The organism is Nitrincola alkalisediminis (genome assembly GCF_009821115.1).
Taxonomy (GTDB): Bacteria; Pseudomonadota; Gammaproteobacteria; order Pseudomonadales; family Balneatricaceae; genus Nitrincola; species Nitrincola alkalisediminis.
Genome location: NZ_VYTY01000008.1, coordinates 150,730 through 170,013, shown reverse-complemented (window position 1 = coordinate 170,013; position 19,284 = coordinate 150,730). Strand labels below are relative to the sequence as shown.

Genomic DNA, 19,284 nt, shown 5'->3' with positions numbered 1-19,284 from the left:
TGTGTCTCGGTGGATTGTAGTCGGTGCTGAGCGTTCAACCTTATCAGTGGTTCTTTAAAACATTTAATTCATTTTACCTGTAGGTGTGATCGATGTTCTTTAACGTACATTCTGTAAAAAATCAGATGCGTTTGCTCGTCTTAGTGTTTTTAGTTGTCGTGTTAGCGTTGCTTTCCTTTGCACTTTACGGGTTTAAATACAAAGCGTTTCAATTTGAAGATAACTACAATCGTCGAATGGTCCCCTTATATGAAGTGGAACGGATTGGCGGTTTAATGGAGCAAATTCGTACTGAGTTGCTCTTGTCGATTCAGCACAATCCAACGGGACAATTTGCGTCTATGCACGATCATGCAACCTCGTTGCATACGGGGCGCGTTAAAGCCAGCATTGCCGAAATTGATCGTCTTTGGTCGCATTTTATGTCGGTCTATCACGGCACAGAAGCAACGCAATTGGCAAATCAGTTTCAAACAGCCTATCAACAATACTTAACGGATGCCGTTCAGCCAACGGTTGGTTTTTTAGAATCTGGCGAATATGTTAAAGCTAACTTACATATTTTGCGCTCGGTTAACCCGCTCTATGCCCAAGCGGATAAAGCGAGAGATGCACTCAGTGATCGAAAACTTCGCGGTGCCCAAGAGGCCAAAGAAAATTTAGATCAATTGTCGTCAAGGTTGACTACGCAGTTGATCGTTCTGAGTTTAACAGGATTACTTATTGCACTTTTTGTGGCTTGGAGGGTTATCTCTCGCTTCAAAAAAGGAGTGGCAGACTTGGATTCAATCGCCGACTGCTTAGCCAATGGGGATTTCAGAGATCATCCGTCCTCACACCAGTCGGCCTCTGATGAGTTTGGTGAAATGATCCGGCGCTTTATTGCAACACGAACCAAATTGAGTCAAATGGCACGTCAAATCGGTGAAGCTGGCTTGTCACTTGCGGAGTTAGCCGATCATGGTTCTGTGGTTGCAGAGCAAGCCAGTCGCGGTATTCAAAAGCAACGCATGGAAACAGATATGGTCGCGACTGCAATGTGCGAAATGAATGCTACTGTTCATGACGTCGCTAAAAATGCAGCAAACGCAGCGGCGAGTGCCAATGAAGCAGACCGGAAAGCGAAAGAGGGGCGTGCTGTTGTCACTGAAACGGCGCAGGGAATGGAGCAACTTGCTCAAGAAGTAGAGTCCGCAGCTCTGGTTATTAATGACTTGTCTGAAGATGCTCGCAAGATAGGCTCTGTTGTTGATGTGATTCGAGATATCGCAGAACAAACTAACTTACTGGCTTTAAATGCAGCGATAGAGGCGGCGCGTGCGGGTGAGCAAGGTCGAGGTTTTGCTGTGGTGGCGGATGAGGTTCGCTCGCTGGCGAGTCGTACACAAGACTCCACGAGGGAGATTCAATCGATGGTGTCGCACCTACAAGAAGCGGCTCTGAGATCGACACAGGTTATGAGGAGCGGTGAAACGAAAGCGCAAGAAGGTGTTGTGCACTCCACTAAGGCGAGAGAAGCACTTGATGAAATTATGTCAGCTATCGATGCAATTAACGATATGAATACGCAAATTGCAAGTGCGGCTGAGGAGCAAAGCGCTGTTGCCGATGAAATGAACGAAAATCTAAATCGGATAAATACAGCCGCTGATGAAACGTCTCAGGCGTCTGAATTAACAGCACAGTCCAGTCGACAGATAGCCGAGTACGCTGACAAGCTTAAATCAATCGTAAATCAGCTGAAATTCTAGGGACACGTACAAGGCGCTATTCGATCCGTTAGTCTGAATAGCGCCCGCGCTGGTTTTTAACCTTATCCAACTGCCAAGGCTCGGGTTGTATGGTGGTTTCCACTCGCTCCTGAAGGTCCTCGGGAAGTCTATGTAAGAAGTTCAGTCCGGTCTTGTCTTCGATTTCCCGCACAGTGACCAAAAATTGATCCAAGGGCTCATTGCCTTTAACGTTTTGAGGGACGATAAAGGCTAATACGCTCAATGGGCGCTCAGTGGTGGCAGGCGCTATGAATATTTTGTAAAACGCATCTGGAATTTCAACCCAGCTACTATTCAGTCGTTCCACATCAGGGCCGAGCAAAAAGCCTGAAAAAATCGGACCCGTTATGACCCAGATATTTTGTTTAATTGGAATAAAGTGGTCCATGGCGGCCGCTTCAATTCGTTGCCAAACTTGGCGATTTAACTCAGGGGTCTGTGGGCTAATATTGGTCATCAGAAAACTCTTGAGTTGCGCTTCTCGCCCATGAACGCGTGCCATTGCATAGTTGGGCGCTAAGTGACCTCTGTCGTAGCCGCTCCCCGTATAGTCTTGGTGTGCAACACGAATGATTGTCCGCCAGTCTGTCGAAAAGGTTGAAGGTCTTGGTCCTATGCTGCCTAAAGTGCCTTCATTTAACTGATAGGTAACCCATAAAGGATTCATCCTTGCATCTGAATAGCCCACCATGAATCCGGGATTGCGTAAGACGCGATGCCATGTATGGACCTGTAAGCTGTTCTGAGGGATGGGTAGCCCCGCATAGGCATACTGTTCACGTATTTGGCGCTCAATAAAGTAGGCGGTTGATGCGAACATCAGGATGCAAACGAGCAACCAGGTTGGCAGCTTTAAACCTGATTTAATTAAGGCTTTTGTGGCTTTTGTGGCTTTATGGCCGTTCCTTTTTTTAGAACGGCGGCGAGTCGGACGGAGGGATTTAAACATTGTTACCAATCGTTAAGGTTCACTAAAACGCCGGATAATACGCATCTGAGAATAGCTAAACAATAGTTGAATGCCGCTTTGCACAGGTTAAATGTTGATTTTGAGCAGCCTGTCCTATACTGATTTCTTAAACAGCATGATGAGAATGCAAGCAAATGGAATCAGATAGCAATGATCGGTTGTTAAGTCAGCGCTACAAGTTAGAGCGCCTGATCAGCCGTATTTCATCGAAAATTGTCATGAGTTCTGACACTAATCTTGATGAAAACATTGAGTGTTGTTTACGCTGGCTGGCAGAATTTACTCAAAGTGATCGCAGTTACTTATTTCAAATACGAGAAGAGGTCTTTGCCGATAACACTCATGAGTGGTGTATGCCCGGTATTACGGCGCAAAAGTCGGAGTTACAAGGGCTAGAGCTGAGGGAGGATCTGCATTTTGTTCGCCAGATGCGAGCACAACAAGAAGTTAATTATTCGGATGTTCCTGCGTTACCGGATGCCTATCAGATCGAAAAAGAAATCTTAATGAGTCAAGGTATTCTATCCTTACTGACGGTGCCGATGGTATCCAACCGTTCATTTGTTGGGTTTATTGGCATAGATGCTGTGGTAACAAAACGGACTTGGTCGCAAGATGAAGTGTATCTTCTCAAGTTATGTGGGGAAATGTTTACACATGCCCTTGAGCACAAGCGATCTGCAGAGATAATTAAATCCAGTGAAGCACGTTTGCGTTGTATTTTTGAAAAAATACCCACGATTGCTGTGCAAGGCTATGATCATCAACGTCGAGTGTTTCTATGGAATAAAGCCAGTGAGTTACTCTATGGTTATTCACACGATGAAGCCGTAGGGCGTCGTTTAGAGGAACTCATTATTCCTGTTGAAGCAAGAGAGGCGGTTATTGAAGAAATCACGCGCTGGCTTGATCAGGATCAGGAAATACCCTCGGGTGAGTTAACCTTATTGCACAAAGATGGCTCTCCTCTTCGCGTGTTTTCAAGTCATGTGATGCATACCACTGTAACGGGTGAAAGAGAGCTGTATTGTGTTGATGTTGATTTAATGCCCTTAAAAAATGCGCAATTAGAATTGGAAAGGTTGGCACATTTTGATCCACTGACAGGCTTGCCAAACCGTATTTTGTTATCGGATCGTTTGGCGCAAATGATGACAAGTTCTCGACGCACACACCAGATTCTTGCGGTTGCATATCTCGATCTAGATGGATTTACGCTAATTAACGATCAGTACGGACACTCTGTAGGCGATCGGATGCTGCAGTATTTGGCCGAGAAAATGAAGGAGATGCTGCGGGAAGACGATACGTTAGCAAGAATTGGTGGTGATGAATTTGTCGCGGTATTAGGTGGCATGAGCGAAATCCAGGATTGTGAGCCAGTACTCAGGCGTTTGCTTGCAGCTGCCTCCGAAACTGTTCGAGTGAATGAGCATCAACTGAGCGTATCTGCCAGTATTGGCGTTACTTTTTATCCACTCGACGATGTGGCACCTGATCAGTTACTGCGTCATGCGGATCAGGCGATGTATCTTGCTAAGCAAGCCGGGAAGGATCGTTACCAATTGTTTGATATTCAGCTTGAAGCGGCCATTCGCCAGAAACAAGAGACACTTAAAGCGATTAGCAAGGGCTTGAAGTCAGGTCAGTTCGTTCTGTATTACCAGCCAAAAATCAATATGCAGACATTAGCATTCGAGGGTGCCGAAGCCTTGATTCGTTGGCAGCACCCTCAAGATGGCTTGCTGACACCTTATGCCTTTCTACCAGTCACACAGGGACATCAATTAGAGCTTGAGATAGGTGAGTGGGTTTTAAATACAGCCTTGCAACAAATGCAGGTGTGGAGCTTGAATGGGTTTGATTGCCCACTCAGCATTAATATAGCGGCACAGCAAATACAGTTCCCAGGCTTTGTTGATCAGTTGAAGTTGGCCTTAAAAAAATACCCACATGTACCGCCACAGCATGTGCAATTAGAAATATTAGAAACCAGCGCGCTGGAGGACATTGCGTCTGTTACACCTATTCTTTCCCAATGTCGGGATTTGGGGGTAAGTCTTGCACTGGATGATTTTGGTACAGGCTACTCTTCTTTAACCTACTTGAAACGTTTACCTATCGATTGCTTGAAAATTGATCAAGGTTTTGTTCGTGATATTATTGGTGATGCTGATGATCTTTCGATTATTCAGGGTGTGTTGGGGTTAGCGAAGGCGTTCAATCTGCACGTGATCGCCGAAGGAGTTGAAACCTCCGCTCATTGTCGTCAGTTATTGGCGTTAGGGTGTCTATCGGGTCAAGGCTATGGCATTGCTCGACCTATGCCTGCATGCGAACTGCCAGGTTGGGTCTGTAACGTCTTACCGACCTTGTGCTTCTGAGCTCTATTCTACGCAACCTCATAGCGATCACGCCCCGCATCTTTTGCCGAATAAAGAGCCTCATCGGCTCGACGAATTAAGTCAGATTGATTTTCGTGTGGTTTTAATACCGCAATCCCAATGCTGGTTGTGAATCCTACCTTTTCTCCGCTGGGGACAGCAACACTGGTTTGGCGGCAGCTTTCGCCAATGGCTGTAGCAACCTGAATGGCCGCTTCTTTATCCATACCCGGGAGAATCATAAGAAACTCTTCTCCACCAAAACGGCCTGCAAGATCCAGTTTTTTTCGCGTATGTTTTCGAAGGATGCTAGCAAATTGCTTCAAGACAATATCACCTGCAGCATGACCATAGGTGTCGTTAAAACCTTTGAACTTGTCCAAGTCAAATAATAACACGGCGAGAGGAAGCGAGTTTTCGCGGCATGTTTCCATATCACTATCGAGTTGTTCAAGTATCAGGCGACGGTTCGCTAAACCCGTCAGTGCATCACGCGTTGCCTGGCGATGTAAGACAAGCAGCATATTGAGTTGATTAACAGTAGCCCACGCCGCGACTATCGCTAATACCAGTAATAACCAGACATTATTGATCGAGTTAACATCACCCAAAACGCCGCGTGTTAATTGAGTCACCAGTTCGGCGCTAGTGAGTAGCAGGGTTAATCCAAGGACTTCAATAATGACCAACGGAAAGATCGCCATCATGCTGATAATCATAAATGGAAAAAATTGATAACCCGCAACACTTTGATCGTATCCATGAATGAGGAGCAGAGCAGAGCTAAAGGCATGAAAAGCAGTGAGTCCTGTAAACAGCAGCAAGAGTCGTAAGAGGGCTAGGCGACGACTATAAGGACGAGTTTGCCAGAAAAAAATTCCTAAAAAGAATAGACTGCTGATCATACGGGCAATTGCAATCGGCCACTGAACATTTGCTGGCAATAACCATTGATCCACAAGTATCCATGCGCTTTGCAAAATAGCTAATAGAAGCGCAATAATTCGTACTCGTCTGAAAATATAATACGAGCGCGTGTGTTGAAAGTAACGTGTGTGGCTGCCAGCTGAGAACAACTCTTGCAACGGATACATGAATGACTCCTTATTCCGCTCATAAAGGCAGACATTTTTTGACTGAGTATAAAGTAAACAGTCAAAACATACTGATTTTTTAGTTTCAAAACCATAATCTACATCAGTGAAAGCCATTTATTTAATCGAATATTCATCTTTTTTTAATCTTCTTTGCAGTGTTGTTTTGATGAACAGTCACTAATATAAAGTCACAGGTTAACAACAATACTTTTCATAGCTCAAGGAGTTGCATCATGATGCGCAAAAATATTCTTTTGATCGGATTCACCACAGCATTGGTATCTGGTTTTGCGTTAGCGGCACCCGTCCATAACACCAACATTACTGAGGAAGAGGTACGACAAGCGCAGGATGCTTGGGGAGCGGCTCTCATTCAAATTAGCCAAGACTACACTGAAGGAGGGTTAGAAAAAGCCAAAGCAACTGCTGAGGCTGTACTGAATCAGGCATACGGCTATCAGCAGGGTCCCGTGCTGTTTAAGCCGACCCTTGCCAGTGGTGAAACAACCTTTAGAATTACCCATGACGGAGCCTTATCCTACTTTGTAGGTGATAACCCTGATTTTGATGACAGTGGCTTTGCCTTGAAAGGTTGGGAAAAATACAGCTTTGAAAATGCTGCTGTGTACATTAATGGCGATCTTGCATTGACCATGGGGCATGTACATATGACAAATTCCGCCGGTGAAACCACCACCGTTGATAAAACCTGGGGCTTTAAAAAAGATGAGCAGGGTGACGTGCGTATTGTTTTGCACCACTCTTCGTTACCCTATAGCCAGTAATCTGGTACTAGCTAACACGATTTAAAACAAACAGCCTAACGTTTCCTCGATCCTTAACTAGGATCGTTAGGCTGCAGTTCGATCACTGAGTAAATAGCCGAGTCCTCTTCGTGTTCTAATGAGCTTCAGCTCAAAATCGGCGTCTATCTTTCGGCGCAGCCTTGCCATGTAAACATCGACTATATTTGTCATGGGGTCTTCAAGTACACCCCAAACATGACTCAAAATTCGCTCTCGACTTAATACACGTCCAGGATTTCGCAGGAGCATTTCCATTATGCGTAATTCTTTTGCGGTTAATTCAATGAGTTGTCCTGCACGTGTGAGTTCTAAGTGGTCAAGATTTAAGCTCAGGTCTGCATAACTCAATCGGTTTTCAGCTTTCGAAAAATGATCCCGTTGTGATAGGGCTTCGATGCGGGCCAAGAGCTCTTCAAAATGAAAGGGCTTGCCGAGATAGTCATCTGCACCACCTCGAAGTCCTGACACGCGATCTTCAACCTCCGATAAGGCTGACAACATCAATATCTTACAGGGAAGTTTAAGATGACGTATGTCTCGGCACACTTGAAGTCCATCTCCATCTTCAAGTAAGCGATCAAGTAAAATCAGGTCGGGCTGATGGGTGCGTACGTAGCTGAGAGTGTCGCTGACTCGGCTGACAATATCAGTTGCGTAGCCTTCAGCTTGCAGGGCTCTGTTTAAAAAATCAGCCAATTTTTGATCATCTTCAACGATCAGTATTTTCACGTTTTATTCGCTCTCTAAGTCAAACAGTGGGAGATAAATGTCGGCGCGGGTGCCTTGAGGCTCATTGGCCGTAAAGACCAAGCATCCATCGTGGGCATCTAAAATATTTTTGGCCAAAGAGAGGCCTAGGCCTAGGCCATCCGGTCGAAGAGCTTGTGCTTTTTTGCCCCGATAATGTCGATTAAATACTGCGTGCCTCTCATCTTCCTCAATCCCTATGCCACGATCCATGACGGAGAATAACACTCTATTTTCTTGAACCTCACAAGCGACTCCTAAATACAGAGTTCCGCCTTGATAGTGAAGGGCGTTTTCTATTAGGACTTTAAACACCAAATCAAGTTTCGCATGGTCAACGAATAAATGTAGCTTAGAATCGATTTGTGGATTGAGTCCCACAGGTGCTTGAACATCAAGTATCACTTGATGATGGCTGGCGAGCAGTAAGCCTTGGCGTTTTAGGTGCTCATAGGTGTCCAAAATAGATGAAGGGGAGAGTTGCACGGACACCAGCGCATGTTGGCCTTTGCTTAACATGATGAGGTCGTCGATACGGGTTGACAGTGATTGACAGCACTCCACAATTCGACTGAACGTGGCGTGTTGTTGTGACTCAGTTAAGGGGTGCATTCTGAGTGCGAGTTCTGCTTCACCCATCATAATGGTCGTCGGTGTTCTGAGTTCGTGGCTTACCTCAGCGATAAAGTTCTTTTGGCGTATTTCTGCATCATGCAGTTGATTGACGACATGTTGGAGTCGTGCGGTGCGTTCTTGTACTTTTTCTTCAGTCGCATCTTGCAGGCGTTGCTGCTGATCACGAGCATTTTTCAAATTGTTGGCCATTAAGTTAAAACCTTGGGCAAGCTCCGCAAACTCTTTGGCACCTGTTTCGGGAATTGTGTTTGAGAAATCACCGCTACTCAAGCGTTGAACACCCTTCAGAAGGTGAGAGAGCGGGCGGGTAAAATGCCGAGTTAAGAAAAGACTTAAGCCAATAAACAACACCAAGCTGATTAGGGTTAAGCTCGCCAGTAAGCCATAAAGAAGGCGTGTCATTTTTGCCGCATCGAGTTCGGCCTGCTGCGTTTTGGCTTTGTGTAAGTCAATTAAGTCATGCACTAGGCTTGCGATATCGGACCCTTGGAATTTATCAAAGAGGGAGATGAGTGTTTGCCAACGCTGAGCATCTGTTTCCAGTTGAATGATTTCACGTGTTTGTAAGGCATGCTTGAGTGCATTCATATTGGTCCATAAAAAGTCGATCTGCTGACTGACTTGCTGGGCAAATGCGGGATCAGAATTGTATTGAGAGCGAGCAAAGAGTGATGTGTTGAGGTTGTCGACATTCTGTAGTTGAGTACTCATCCGATCAAATAGCTCATCACGTAATTGCGTGTCGCGCTTTTCCGTAATGATGAAATCGGCTAACCAAACTTTAAGCCGTTTTGCATCGGCACGAAAATGAACAATCTCGGTGAGCATCAATTGCGCGGATCGGCTGCGTTCGTAATGAAAGCTATTCTGTTGGAAGGCCCAAAACGTGCCCAGTGCTTGAAGCAAAATCAAAACGAAAAAAATACTCAAGGAAATAACGAGTCGTTGTCGATACATCAAGTAGCCTACCTACTTTGCGAGCTGAAGAGGAGTACTTTACGGAATTGGTGCTTTGGGAGCAAACTCGATGAGGCGTCGTAAAAACAGTAGACGATGAGACCCTGTTGCTAAACGGAACGCATGGGTTTTAAAAAAGACAGGCGGCGGTGATCAGTAGGACGCATCACCTCACCCAAGAGAATTAGATGGCTTGGGTGAGGTGTGCATTCTATGGCGCTGTATTAAGAGCTTAGACCACCAAGCTCTTCGATAATGGCTTTAAATCCTTCAACCTGATTGCTCAGGTTCTCATGGACTTCATCACCATCCATATACACGACGGGCATCAAAATACGCTCTTCAGTGATTTCGATAAAGCGTGGATCTTGAGTTGCAAGCTTAAGAACTTCGGCCAAACGCTCTACTTGATTCTCAGGAGTATTCTTCGGAACCATCACCACACGTATTTCACCTGGATCTATCTCGTATCCAAGCTCACGCAGTGTTGGTGCATCAGGGAAAGCGACTAAACGATCATCCGCTAAGCTCGCCAGAACAGGCATTTCACCTGTTTTAGCATAACCCGAATGGGTGCCGCCGCTGTACGCAAAGTCAACATCGCCAGAGAGAATCAAAGGCGCCATGCCTGCACCACCGGAGGTCGGAACGATGCGTAAATCCAATCCTTCTTTTTTCGCAATATAATCGATTAAGAGACGATCAAAGGGGAGTTGCGAAGCATAGCTTGTGCCTGGGTTGGCTTTTGCGTACTCAAGAAACTCCGCCCAGTTACTATACGGCTTGTCTGCACCAGTGACGATTGCAGATTGTCCTAACGTGACGCCTGCAACATAGGTAAAGCTATCGACATCAAAGTTGGTCGGTGTTGCCAATGGGCCGAAGGTCACTGACATTGAGGTGCCAAATACAAAGGTATGGCCTTGATCGCGGCTATTAACCAATTGTTGCAGCGCAACGGCACCGCCTGCACCTGGACGATTAATGACGTTGACTGGCTGTCCTAAGTGTTCACTCATCACATTTGCCAGCACGCGTCCCTGAATGTCAGTACTCCCACCTGCACCCCAGCCAATCACCATGCTTAAGGGCTTAGATGGAAAGTTATCTGCCAAGACTGAACTGCTTACAGCAAGTGCGCCCGTAATCAATGCGGTTTTCAGAAGGCTCTGTAATTTCATTGTGTTCCCCTCAGTTTATAGTATTTTGCTGAATTGAGTCTAAGGCTCAATCTGCATTCGGAAGTGATTTCTTCCGTTGTTGTATGCCTGTCCAGGCAAATCGAACCAGTAAGATGATCGTTAGCACGACAAAAAAGGCCGCAATGGGTCTGTCGAGCAAAATGCCAACATCGCTACCGGATAAAATAATGGATTGGCGTAGATTTAACTCCAACATGGGTGTAACGATAAATGCGACTAAAAACGTCACAAACGAGTAGTCAAACTTTTTCAAGAAGAAGCCAAGAATGGAAAAACCAAACACCACTAATAAGCCAAAGGTGCCATAGCCTTGTACTTGAATACCGGCAAGGCATAAAAAGATGACGATAGGGATGACTATATGTGATGGGATATTGGTGATTTTTGCAAAAATTCGCAGACCATACCAGCCAATTGCCAGCATCAATAAGCTCGCCACAATCATTCCTGAGAAGAGGGAAAAGAGCATTTCGGGCTGTTCACGCAGCATTAAAGGCCCTACGGTAATGCCATGAATCATGAACGCGCCGACGAGAAGCGCCGCAGATACACTGCCGGGAATGCCTAAGCCAAATAACGGAATATAGCTTGCTGGAATAACAGCATTGTCAGCGGATTCTGAGGCCGCGATGCCTCTAGGATCACCTTTACCAAAGGTATCTGGATTTTTGGCGGAACGCTTGGCGGCACCATACGACATAAACGAGCCCACAGATGGGCCGAGCCCTGGGAGTGCACCAACAAACGCTCCGATTGCTGTACCTTTAAAAATGGTGGGCAGGGTGGTTTTAAATTCCGACCATTTTAAGTCGTCATTTTGATTCTCGGTAAGATTGATGGCCGATTGGCCTTTATTGCGTCGATATTCATCCAGTTGAACAAACATCTCGGATAAGGCCAGTGTGCCAATGACCAGTGGTAAAATAGGGACACCTTCCATCAACTCCATATAACCGAAGGTTAGGCGCATGGCTCCAGTTTCAGGATCCATTCCCACGGTTCCGAGCACGATCCCCAATCCACCTGCCGCCATGCCCTTTAAGAAAGAGCCGCCCGCCATACCTGCAATAAAGACTAGGGCGAAAATGAGAATGGCCGCCAGTTCATAGGGGCCAAATTTTAGCGCAACGGACGCAAAGGGAATCGCAACTGCAATCAACAACAAAGTCGCCAGTAGGTCACCGATGACCGATGCTAAGAGACCAATTTTTAATGCTGTTCGGGGGCGTCCATCTCGTGCCATCGGGTAGCCATCCAAGCAGGTTGCTGCAGAAGAGCTTTCACCTGGGGTGTTAAGAAGAATGGCGGATACGGCGCTACCAGCTGCAGTGCCTTTGGATAAACCAATTAAAAATGAAATGGCGGCATAAGGTGACATGTAAAAGGTTAAGGGAATCGCAATGGCGATTGCGACCGCACGATTCAAGCCTGGGATAACCCCGACAATGTAACCGAGTAAAACTCCACCCAGTATAACGGTGATGGACTCCCAGCTGAGCGCCGTTGCAAACGCACTGTAAAAAACACTGAATTCGGGCATTTACACGACTCCTATGCGCATGAGGTACACCGTCAAAATGTATAGGCCTGCGGTGGGTGTAAGGGTGCAGATAAGGTAAATGGGCCAGCGCTGCTCACCTAGAATGAACAGCAAACCACCAATAAGCAGGGGAGCAATCCAAGTCAGAGGAAGATAAATTGCGAGAATGATAAAGAGTAAGACATAGAGGAATGGCCAGACTTGGTGCCAGATCTCGTTAAAATTAACACTGGATATCAGTGACTCTTTTGAGCTCACCAAAGCAATACTAGATAAAATCACGAGGCTGCTAGCGCTTAAGAGCATGATCCAAGCGCCAATTGTCGCGACAAGCTGAGGGGGTAAGCCGAACGAAAAGCCGCCACCGCCGAAGGTGGGGATAATCCAAACCAGAAGTGTCACAGAAAATGCAACGACCGCTAATCCAGACCAGAAATTGATTCTGAGCATGGTAATGTTCCCAACTAAATTAAATCATGGGCACTGAGCGTCTCTTAGTGATCCGCCCTGTTATTGTTATTCTTTTATTTCAACATAAAATGAACAGGGATGTAACTTAACGACTAGGTGATGCTTGATGTGACCTGTATTCATTAAAGCATCAACTAGCGCCAAGTTGCTTATCCCTCTGTATTTTTTAAAACGTGAATTCAATTACCTACCTGAAAAACAAGGTGCAGATGAATAATTGAATTTTTTAATCTAAGCGGCTTTTGAAGCCACTTAATGGTTCAGGCTTTGCTATTTTCGGATACTTTGTTCAGACCAAGCTGTTGCATCTATGTCTAGATCTGAAAACATCTCTGGATTTAGCACGGGTCTTTGTATACCTCGGCTCAACTGTCCTTGATAATCCCTTAGAATACGAAGGCAGGTTGGGAGAAGCATCATAATTGCAACAAGGTTCACGACAGCTAGAACTCCCATCATCGGATCGGAGAAGAAGAAAACAGCCGTCGCTCCCGGCGCAATTGCACCTAAGAAAACGACGGCAACAATGACAATGCGTAAAGCCAGCGTTGCCATCGGATGTTGGGTCATAACCGCTATGGCATTTTCACCCAAATAGTAGTTATAAATGATAGAGCTAAATGCAAACAGCAGGATCATGAGTGACAAGAGATATTGCGTCCAATCACCTAGATGATAAGCAAGGGATTGTTGTGTCAAGACAACACCATCGATACCGTTAGCTCCCGGGCTGTAAATGTTCCCGAGTAAGATAACAAAGGCTGTGCATGAGCAAATGACCAGCGTATCAATAAATACGGAGAAAGACTGTGTAATTCCTTGACTAATAGGATGACGAACATCTGCAGCTGCAGCAACATTAGGGGCCGAGCCTAAACCTGCTTCGTTGGAAAATAAGCCTCGACGAATACCTTGTGCTATCGCGGCCCCCATGCCACCACTGACAGCTTCTTCAAAACCAAAGGCATTAGCAAAAATGCTGGCAAGTACGCTTGGAATTTCAGTGATGTTGAGCAGAATAATCACGACGGCCATCAGGATATAAATCATTGCCATGAGTGGCACAACCACTTCAGACACTCTGGCAATACGACGAATCCCGCCAAAGACAATGGCAGCGGTCACAATCGCTAGGAGCACTCCCGTTATATAACGGTTGATTCCCAAGCTGCTTTCAACAGATCCTGCAACGGTATTTCCTTGAAATGCATTGAACCCCAACCCAAATGCCGCAAGTAAACAGACCGCATAGACAACGGCTAACCATTTATATTGAGCCCCTAATCCATGAATAATTGTGTTTGCAGGGCCGCCTCTGAAGGTTCCATCCGGCTGTTTTCGTTTAAAAAGTTGAGCAAGTGAGCATTCGACTAAACTCGTTGCCATGCCGATAAATGCAATCGCCCACATCCAAAACACAGCACCGGGTCCACCAAGCGTGATGGCGACCGCAACCCCTGCGATATTACCACCCCCTACACGCCCACCAACGGAGAGCATCAATGCGGCTCTCGCGGAGACATTATTTGGGTCTGCTGATTCATTCTTAGGTGATAAAACAGCGAACATCCGCTTAAAGTATCTGAATTGTACACAGCCTGTCATAAGCGTTATGAAGGCGCCAAAAATAACAAGAAGTGGAATTAATGACCATCCCCAGGTCAAATCATCCAGAACGCAAAAAAAATTTTCGACAAAGGTCATTATTCATTTCTCCGTTTTTAATCCGAGATTTTTCGCCCGGGCAATTGGCAGTTACGAAATCATCTCGTGTTGTTATTGTTTTATTTCCTAGCGTCAGAGTAATAAGGCTCAGAGGTAGATACTTGTATATTTCAGCCAATATGTTTATTTTTAAGACTTGCTTGTTAATTGGATATTTAAACAATGAGTTCCAGTCCTATTGAAGACACGCCCGAAGCCTATATCGCTTGGTTGGATGAAGTTTGGTCTCGTCAATTGAATCAAAAAAAGGATCAGGGCCTTGTTGTTGGCATCTTGCTGTGGCCTGATTTTCCACTCATGTCCTTGACGGGAATTATTGAAAGTTTGCGTCATGCCGGTGATTTTGGTGATCAATCCAGGCAAATCGAAGGTCGATGGGAAATTCTGGGGAATCCGAATGTGCCAATAAAGGCCAGTTGCGGTTTAGAGTTTAAACCCACTTGCCATTACACCCATCCGGCAGAGTTTGATTACATTTTTGTCATAGGTGGTTTGCTGAGCCAATTGAGCAAAGCACCCTTAAGACACCGTCAATATATTCGCCTTGCTCGCCAGTCAGCCTGTACGCTGGTGGGGGTATGTACAGGCAGTTTCATCCTAGTGGAAGAGGGGTATTTAGATACTGTAAAGGCCTGTATACACCCTTATCATCAACGTGACTTTGAGCAGCGCTTCCCGAAGTTCTTGTATACGACACATAAAGATTTCAGCATAGATGATGGTGTAATTACGGTTCCGGGTGGTACCTCTATTCTTGCCCTTATGTCGCATATCATCTCAACGCATTATGGTGCTGATCGTTCAGCTAAGGTCTCTCATCAAATCTCTTTGCCGGAAAGACGTGGCGTCAGTCATTTTGAGCGATCCGCGATTATTCGCCATATGGAAGTCAAGGATCCAAGAATTCAAAAAGCCATCGCGATCATTGAACATGCCCAAGAGACACCTTTAAGTGTCTCGGAGCTTGCTAAGCAGCTGGGTATGAGTGAACGCCATTTTTCGAGGTTATTTTCGGCTGAGGTTGGTGTCTCGCCGAGAGAATACCTGCTTAAAATGCGTTTGAAGCTGGCGGTATGGTTGCTACAGCATACGTCTAAACCGATCACCTCCGTGGCCTATGATGCGGGGTTCTCAAGCGTTGCGCACTTATCAACGTTGTGTAGCAAACGCTTTGGAATCACCCCATCAGAAATACGTAAAGGTGGCTCCATATCAAGAGTTGATTAGGGAGGCGACCTGCTCCGCAGCGCCCAGAGATAGGGTCCAGCCTAAGGTGCCGTGCCCTAGATTCAGATACAAACCCGCCAGACTTCCTCTTCTAATAATCGGTTGAGAGGAGGGGGTGACGTAACGGGCACCCGACCAAACACGCTTAGGTGGCCCTTGGTCTTCACCGAAAAAATGTGGGAAGGCGGCTTGTGCTGTTTGCATCAGTGTCTCAAAGCGATGGGACATAAACTGAAATCTGTGTTGACCAATGTCCGCCAGACCCGCAACGCGTAACTCCTTGCCTAAGGGTGCAAATACCAGTTTGCGTTTAACATCCGTAATAGAGGTCTGCATCGCCTGCGGGTGTGCATCGGCGGTAAATGAATAGCCTTGCACAGGCCACATATCTCCGAGTGAGCGATCTTTGCTAGGGAGTAGGTCACAGGATTGTCCCGTAGTGATCACTAATGTATCGCACTCAAGGGGAGCTGAGTCTCTAAAGCTCACGCCTGTCGCCCGGTCTTTAGTGTGATTAATACGTTGTACTTTCTGATTGAACTGTGTTTTTAAACCGTATTCATGTTGGAGTGACTCTACCAGCTTTTGACAAAATACATCTGGGCGTCCAGCCGCATCTCCTGGGCTGTAAACGACGGAGGCAATCGGGTCTGGATAATGCGCCAGTGCAGGTTCAATCACGGTGGCCTCCTCTCGTGTTAAGACTGACAGTTGAAAACCTTGTTGTCTTTTTTGCTCCAGTATTTTTGCGTGTTTTTGGCAACTTTCCAGCGTTGGATAGAGCAGCATTTTGCCATTTATCTCGTAATCAAACTCAATTGGGTGCTTTTCAAGCAGCTCCAATAACAGTGCGTGGCTTCGTAAGGCTATGCGAGATAGCGTTAAGGTATTGTTTGAAAAACGAGCGGACGTTGAGTTGATCAAAAAGCGCAAACCCCAGGCTAAAAAATCAGGATCGGCCTGCAGTGTACAGCGGTATGCTGGATCTCTTTTCAGTAAAATGCCAGGCAGTTGAGCCAGTAGAGAGGGTGATGCGAGCGCATCACAGTACGCATAACTAAGCTGTGCGCCATTCTGATGGCTTGACCCCATGGCGGGAGCGGGTTTTTCATCCAGCAGGGTGACAGCAAAGCCTGCTTTACATAGCATATAGGCGGATGCGACACCTGCCACGCCTGCGCCGATAACAATGGCTTTTTTCATTTTAGCTCGTCTGTAGTTGTGTATTCGTTTGCACAATTGGAATATTCAGCAGCGGCTTGGACAAACCCCCGCAGCAGATTTTTATCAAATTCAGATAACTGAAATTCAGGGTGCCACTGCACGCCAATGCATAAACTGTCTAAGTGCCCTTCAATGGCTTCGACGACACCATCAGGCGATAAAGCGGTAACATCAAAGTTGCCTGAGCCAACCAATGATTGACGGTGAAAACTGTTTACCCAAGCGGTCTCTGAGTCATGTTGTGCTCGTAGCCATGAGTCATGACGCAACTGCACTTCATGTGCAAGACGGTTCGGTTGTGAAAAGGGTAGGTGCAGGCTTTGAACTTCGGCATCTTGAATATCGTCAATCTTGGCACCGAGGAACTCACCGATGATTTGCATGCCGTGACAAATACCCAAAACAGGAATGCCATGATCAAATGCAGCGGCAAGCAGCTTTTTTTCAAAATCAGTACGTATCGATGATGAGCCATTTCCTGGCGCCGATCCCGAAAATAGAATTCCGTCCGATTGATGAATCAGGTGTGGAATTAAGTCTTCAATAAAAGGGGCCAATAAGGGCAAAGCACCCGCTTGAAACAGTGCTTGTGCATAGTTGGCATTACAGTGATAGATGTGTTCATTTGCCGTTACGTTTAGGTCTTGAATCAACAAGATGGTTGGAGCTTTTTTATCTGTAGTCAATTCGTTCATAAGGATCACGCTATAGGTATGGGTAACGATCAAGACGTTACCCCTTTAGAGATAGCCGTAGAGTATCGTGTGTATAGGGATATTGATTATATAAATGAGACGGATTTTTCAAATTTAAGACATCGTGGTTGGGATGGTCTAATACAGGCTTTGCATATGTGTTGGGGGCATATAAGCAACAGGTTTGCGAAGGATTCGATGTTTTATCTCACCCCTTTAATGCAGCCCACCACATACGCGCCTTAATTCCCCAGCGACTGGTCAACCCCACTTCTGAAAATGCAATTTCACCCTGTGAATCTAATACAAACAGAGTTGGTAATACGCTCACTCCTAAGCGCTGAGCGAGTTCGCCACTTGGGTCATTAATGACGGGAAGCTCTACGAGATTATTTGCCGTTAAAAAGGCCTTTACGTCGTTATCGGACCCAGATTGCATAGCTAGGGTTATCACGGGATAGTCTTGAGTCAGAAGATGGATCGTCGGCAGTTCTATCCGGCAAATACGGCACCAGTCTGCCCAAACCACGACTAACAAGGGTTGGCCAGCATAGTCTCCAAGAGCAATATTCCCTCCACTAAGAAGCTGAGACTCTGGAAGTGGAAAATAACCAGAATCAACGCTAGGTGCTTGATACGCTCGGACACCCGCTATCAGCAGGATAAACAGAAGGGCTTCGACACTCCAGCGATAGCGTCTTGGCAGTTGGGCATAACGGTTAAACAAACGCTTCATCAATACGGGCTTTTCGTCATTTAATAGGAGAGGGGTATAATACGGTTTAACGTTAGTCGACAGTAGGGTAGGGAATGAACTCGTCTTCATCTCCCGGCACTTTTGCAAAACGCCCTTGCTGCCAGTCTTGCTTGGCTTGTTCAATGCGTTCTTTGCGGCTGGAGACGAAGTTCCATTCCATATACCGTTTGCCAATTCCTTGCCCGCCAATCAAGGCTATGCGAGTTGCTGAGCTGGCCGTAATTAAAATATCCTGATGTTGGGTCAAAACTGCCATTTGATGTGCTTTGATCGGTGTTTCGGATAGACAAACTTCTCCGCTAGCAACATAAAGACCGCGCTCATCCGCGTAGGGTAATCTTAGTGTTTGGCCTTCGGCTAGGTCGGCTTCGATGTAAAGTGTTTCAAAGAATGTTTTCACAGGTGAAGAGACACCATAGGCAGAACCTACCAGAACACGTACCTTGACACCCTCAAGGTTAAGTGCCGGGATATCAGGCGAGGGGTAGTGATAAAAAGCGGGATCAATTTCTTCATCGGCATCCGGCAAGGCTAGCCAAAGTTGCAAGCCATGAAGCGAGTGCGGCACAGCGTTGACTTCATTACGCTCGCGTTCGGAATGCACAATGCCTTTTCCGGCGACCATCAGGTTGATATCACCGGGGCGGATGGGTTGATGGCTGCCTAGAGAGTCGCGATGCAATATCTCACCTTCAAATAAATAGGTAACCGTCGCTAGATTGATGTGTGGATGAGGGCGTACATTAACCCCTTTACCTGGTGGAAAATGCGCCAAGCCCATTTCATCAAAAAACACCCAAGGGCCGACTGAGCGACGTTCACGAACGGGTAAGCAACGACGAACGGAAAATCCACCTAGATCTTTAGGCCGTGGATCAATGATTAGATCAATGGCATCACAGCCTTGATTGGTTGTGCATTCAGCTTCAGAGAAGGAATCGTTTGTGCTCATAGCAAGGCTTCTTTACTCAAATGAAAAGGTTAGATTCATTCAGACTAGGTCATTGGCGATAGGATCTCAAGCAAAGTGCGGTGAGAGCACTAGCGAATTTACCTTTCCACGCCTATATTGAG

Annotated in this window: 16 protein-coding genes; 4 read left to right on the top strand and 12 right to left on the bottom strand. The window is 46.2% G+C overall.

Annotated elements, in window-relative coordinates; all coding sequences use genetic code 11:
• Window positions 1–92 precede the first annotated feature (92 nt).
• Complete coding sequence (locus tag F5971_RS13440; protein ID WP_036510429.1) at window positions 93–1,751, top strand: methyl-accepting chemotaxis protein; 1,659 nt, start codon at window positions 93–95, stop codon at window positions 1,749–1,751.
• Window positions 1,752–1,779: 28 nt separating this feature from the next.
• Here the strand turns inward: F5971_RS13440 and F5971_RS13435 are convergent, their stop codons facing one another.
• Window positions 1,780–2,721 carry a DNA/RNA non-specific endonuclease gene (locus tag F5971_RS13435; RefSeq protein ID WP_081763793.1) on the bottom strand — a complete coding sequence of 314 codons (942 nt, stop codon included), beginning with the start codon at window positions 2,719–2,721 and terminating at the stop codon, window positions 1,780–1,782.
• A gap of 155 nt (window positions 2,722–2,876) precedes the next feature.
• Here F5971_RS13435 and F5971_RS13430 point away from each other — a divergent pair, with 155 nt between their 5' ends.
• Window positions 2,877–5,126, top strand: a complete 2,250-nt coding sequence (locus F5971_RS13430) for a bifunctional diguanylate cyclase/phosphodiesterase (protein ID WP_051514362.1) — start codon at window positions 2,877–2,879, stop codon at window positions 5,124–5,126.
• Between the two features lie 8 nt (window positions 5,127–5,134).
• Here the strand turns inward: F5971_RS13430 and F5971_RS13425 are convergent, their stop codons facing one another.
• Window positions 5,135–6,220: a GGDEF domain-containing protein gene (locus F5971_RS13425; protein WP_081763794.1), complete on the bottom strand. Its 1,086-nt coding sequence runs from the start codon at window positions 6,218–6,220 to the stop codon at window positions 5,135–5,137.
• 236 nt (window positions 6,221–6,456) lie between these two features.
• Between F5971_RS13425 and F5971_RS13420 the strand changes: the two genes are divergently transcribed.
• Window positions 6,457–7,008, top strand: a complete 552-nt coding sequence (locus F5971_RS13420) for a phosphoribosyl-AMP cyclohydrolase (protein WP_081763795.1) — start codon at window positions 6,457–6,459, stop codon at window positions 7,006–7,008.
• Between the two features lie 66 nt (window positions 7,009–7,074).
• Here the strand turns inward: F5971_RS13420 and F5971_RS13415 are convergent, their stop codons facing one another.
• From F5971_RS13415 to F5971_RS13390, 6 genes are all read right to left on the bottom strand, one after another.
• Entirely contained in the window at window positions 7,075–7,758 is a 684-nt protein-coding gene (locus F5971_RS13415; protein WP_036510432.1) for a response regulator transcription factor, read from the bottom strand.
• Between the two features lie 3 nt (window positions 7,759–7,761).
• Window positions 7,762–9,369, bottom strand: a complete 1,608-nt coding sequence (locus tag F5971_RS13410) for a sensor histidine kinase (protein ID WP_036510435.1) — start codon at window positions 9,367–9,369, stop codon at window positions 7,762–7,764.
• 224 nt (window positions 9,370–9,593) lie between these two features.
• Entirely contained in the window at window positions 9,594–10,550 is a 957-nt protein-coding gene (locus F5971_RS13405) for a Bug family tripartite tricarboxylate transporter substrate binding protein (protein ID WP_036510438.1), read from the bottom strand.
• A 46-nt stretch (window positions 10,551–10,596) separates the two neighbouring features.
• Complete coding sequence (locus F5971_RS13400) at window positions 10,597–12,111, bottom strand: tripartite tricarboxylate transporter permease (RefSeq protein WP_193495377.1); 1,515 nt, start codon at window positions 12,109–12,111, stop codon at window positions 10,597–10,599.
• Entirely contained in the window at window positions 12,112–12,561 is a 450-nt protein-coding gene (locus tag F5971_RS13395) for a hypothetical protein (protein ID WP_036510442.1), read from the bottom strand.
• A gap of 291 nt (window positions 12,562–12,852) precedes the next feature.
• Window positions 12,853–14,286 carry an alanine/glycine:cation symporter family protein gene (locus F5971_RS13390; protein ID WP_036510445.1) on the bottom strand — a complete coding sequence of 478 codons (1,434 nt, stop codon included), beginning with the start codon at window positions 14,284–14,286 and terminating at the stop codon, window positions 12,853–12,855.
• 183 nt (window positions 14,287–14,469) lie between these two features.
• Here F5971_RS13390 and F5971_RS13385 point away from each other — a divergent pair, with 183 nt between their 5' ends.
• Entirely contained in the window at window positions 14,470–15,534 is a 1,065-nt protein-coding gene (locus tag F5971_RS13385) for a GlxA family transcriptional regulator (protein ID WP_051514363.1), read from the top strand.
• Here the strand turns inward: F5971_RS13385 and F5971_RS13380 are convergent.
• The 4 genes from F5971_RS13380 to F5971_RS13365 all read right to left on the bottom strand — a co-directional run bounded on the left by F5971_RS13380 (window position 15,520) and on the right by F5971_RS13365 (window position 19,162).
• Window positions 15,520–16,737, bottom strand: coding sequence for an FAD-dependent oxidoreductase (locus tag F5971_RS13380; protein ID WP_193495374.1), 1,218 nt, complete (start codon window positions 16,735–16,737; stop codon window positions 15,520–15,522). The two genes, F5971_RS13385 and F5971_RS13380, sit on opposite strands and share 15 nt — an antisense overlap.
• Entirely contained in the window at window positions 16,734–17,453 is a 720-nt protein-coding gene (locus tag F5971_RS13375) for a gamma-glutamyl-gamma-aminobutyrate hydrolase family protein (protein WP_193495371.1), read from the bottom strand. The genes F5971_RS13380 and F5971_RS13375 overlap by 4 nt, the downstream gene beginning before the upstream one ends.
• Window positions 17,454–17,661: 208 nt before the next feature.
• On the bottom strand, window positions 17,662–18,279 hold the full coding sequence (locus F5971_RS13370) for a redoxin domain-containing protein (RefSeq protein ID WP_081763797.1): 618 nt from the start codon (window positions 18,277–18,279) through the stop codon (window positions 17,662–17,664).
• Window positions 18,242–19,162 carry a pirin family protein gene (locus tag F5971_RS13365; RefSeq protein WP_193495367.1) on the bottom strand — a complete coding sequence of 307 codons (921 nt, stop codon included), beginning with the start codon at window positions 19,160–19,162 and terminating at the stop codon, window positions 18,242–18,244. Before F5971_RS13365 ends, F5971_RS13370 begins: the two co-directional genes overlap by 38 nt.
• Between the last annotated feature and the right edge of the window lie 122 nt (window positions 19,163–19,284).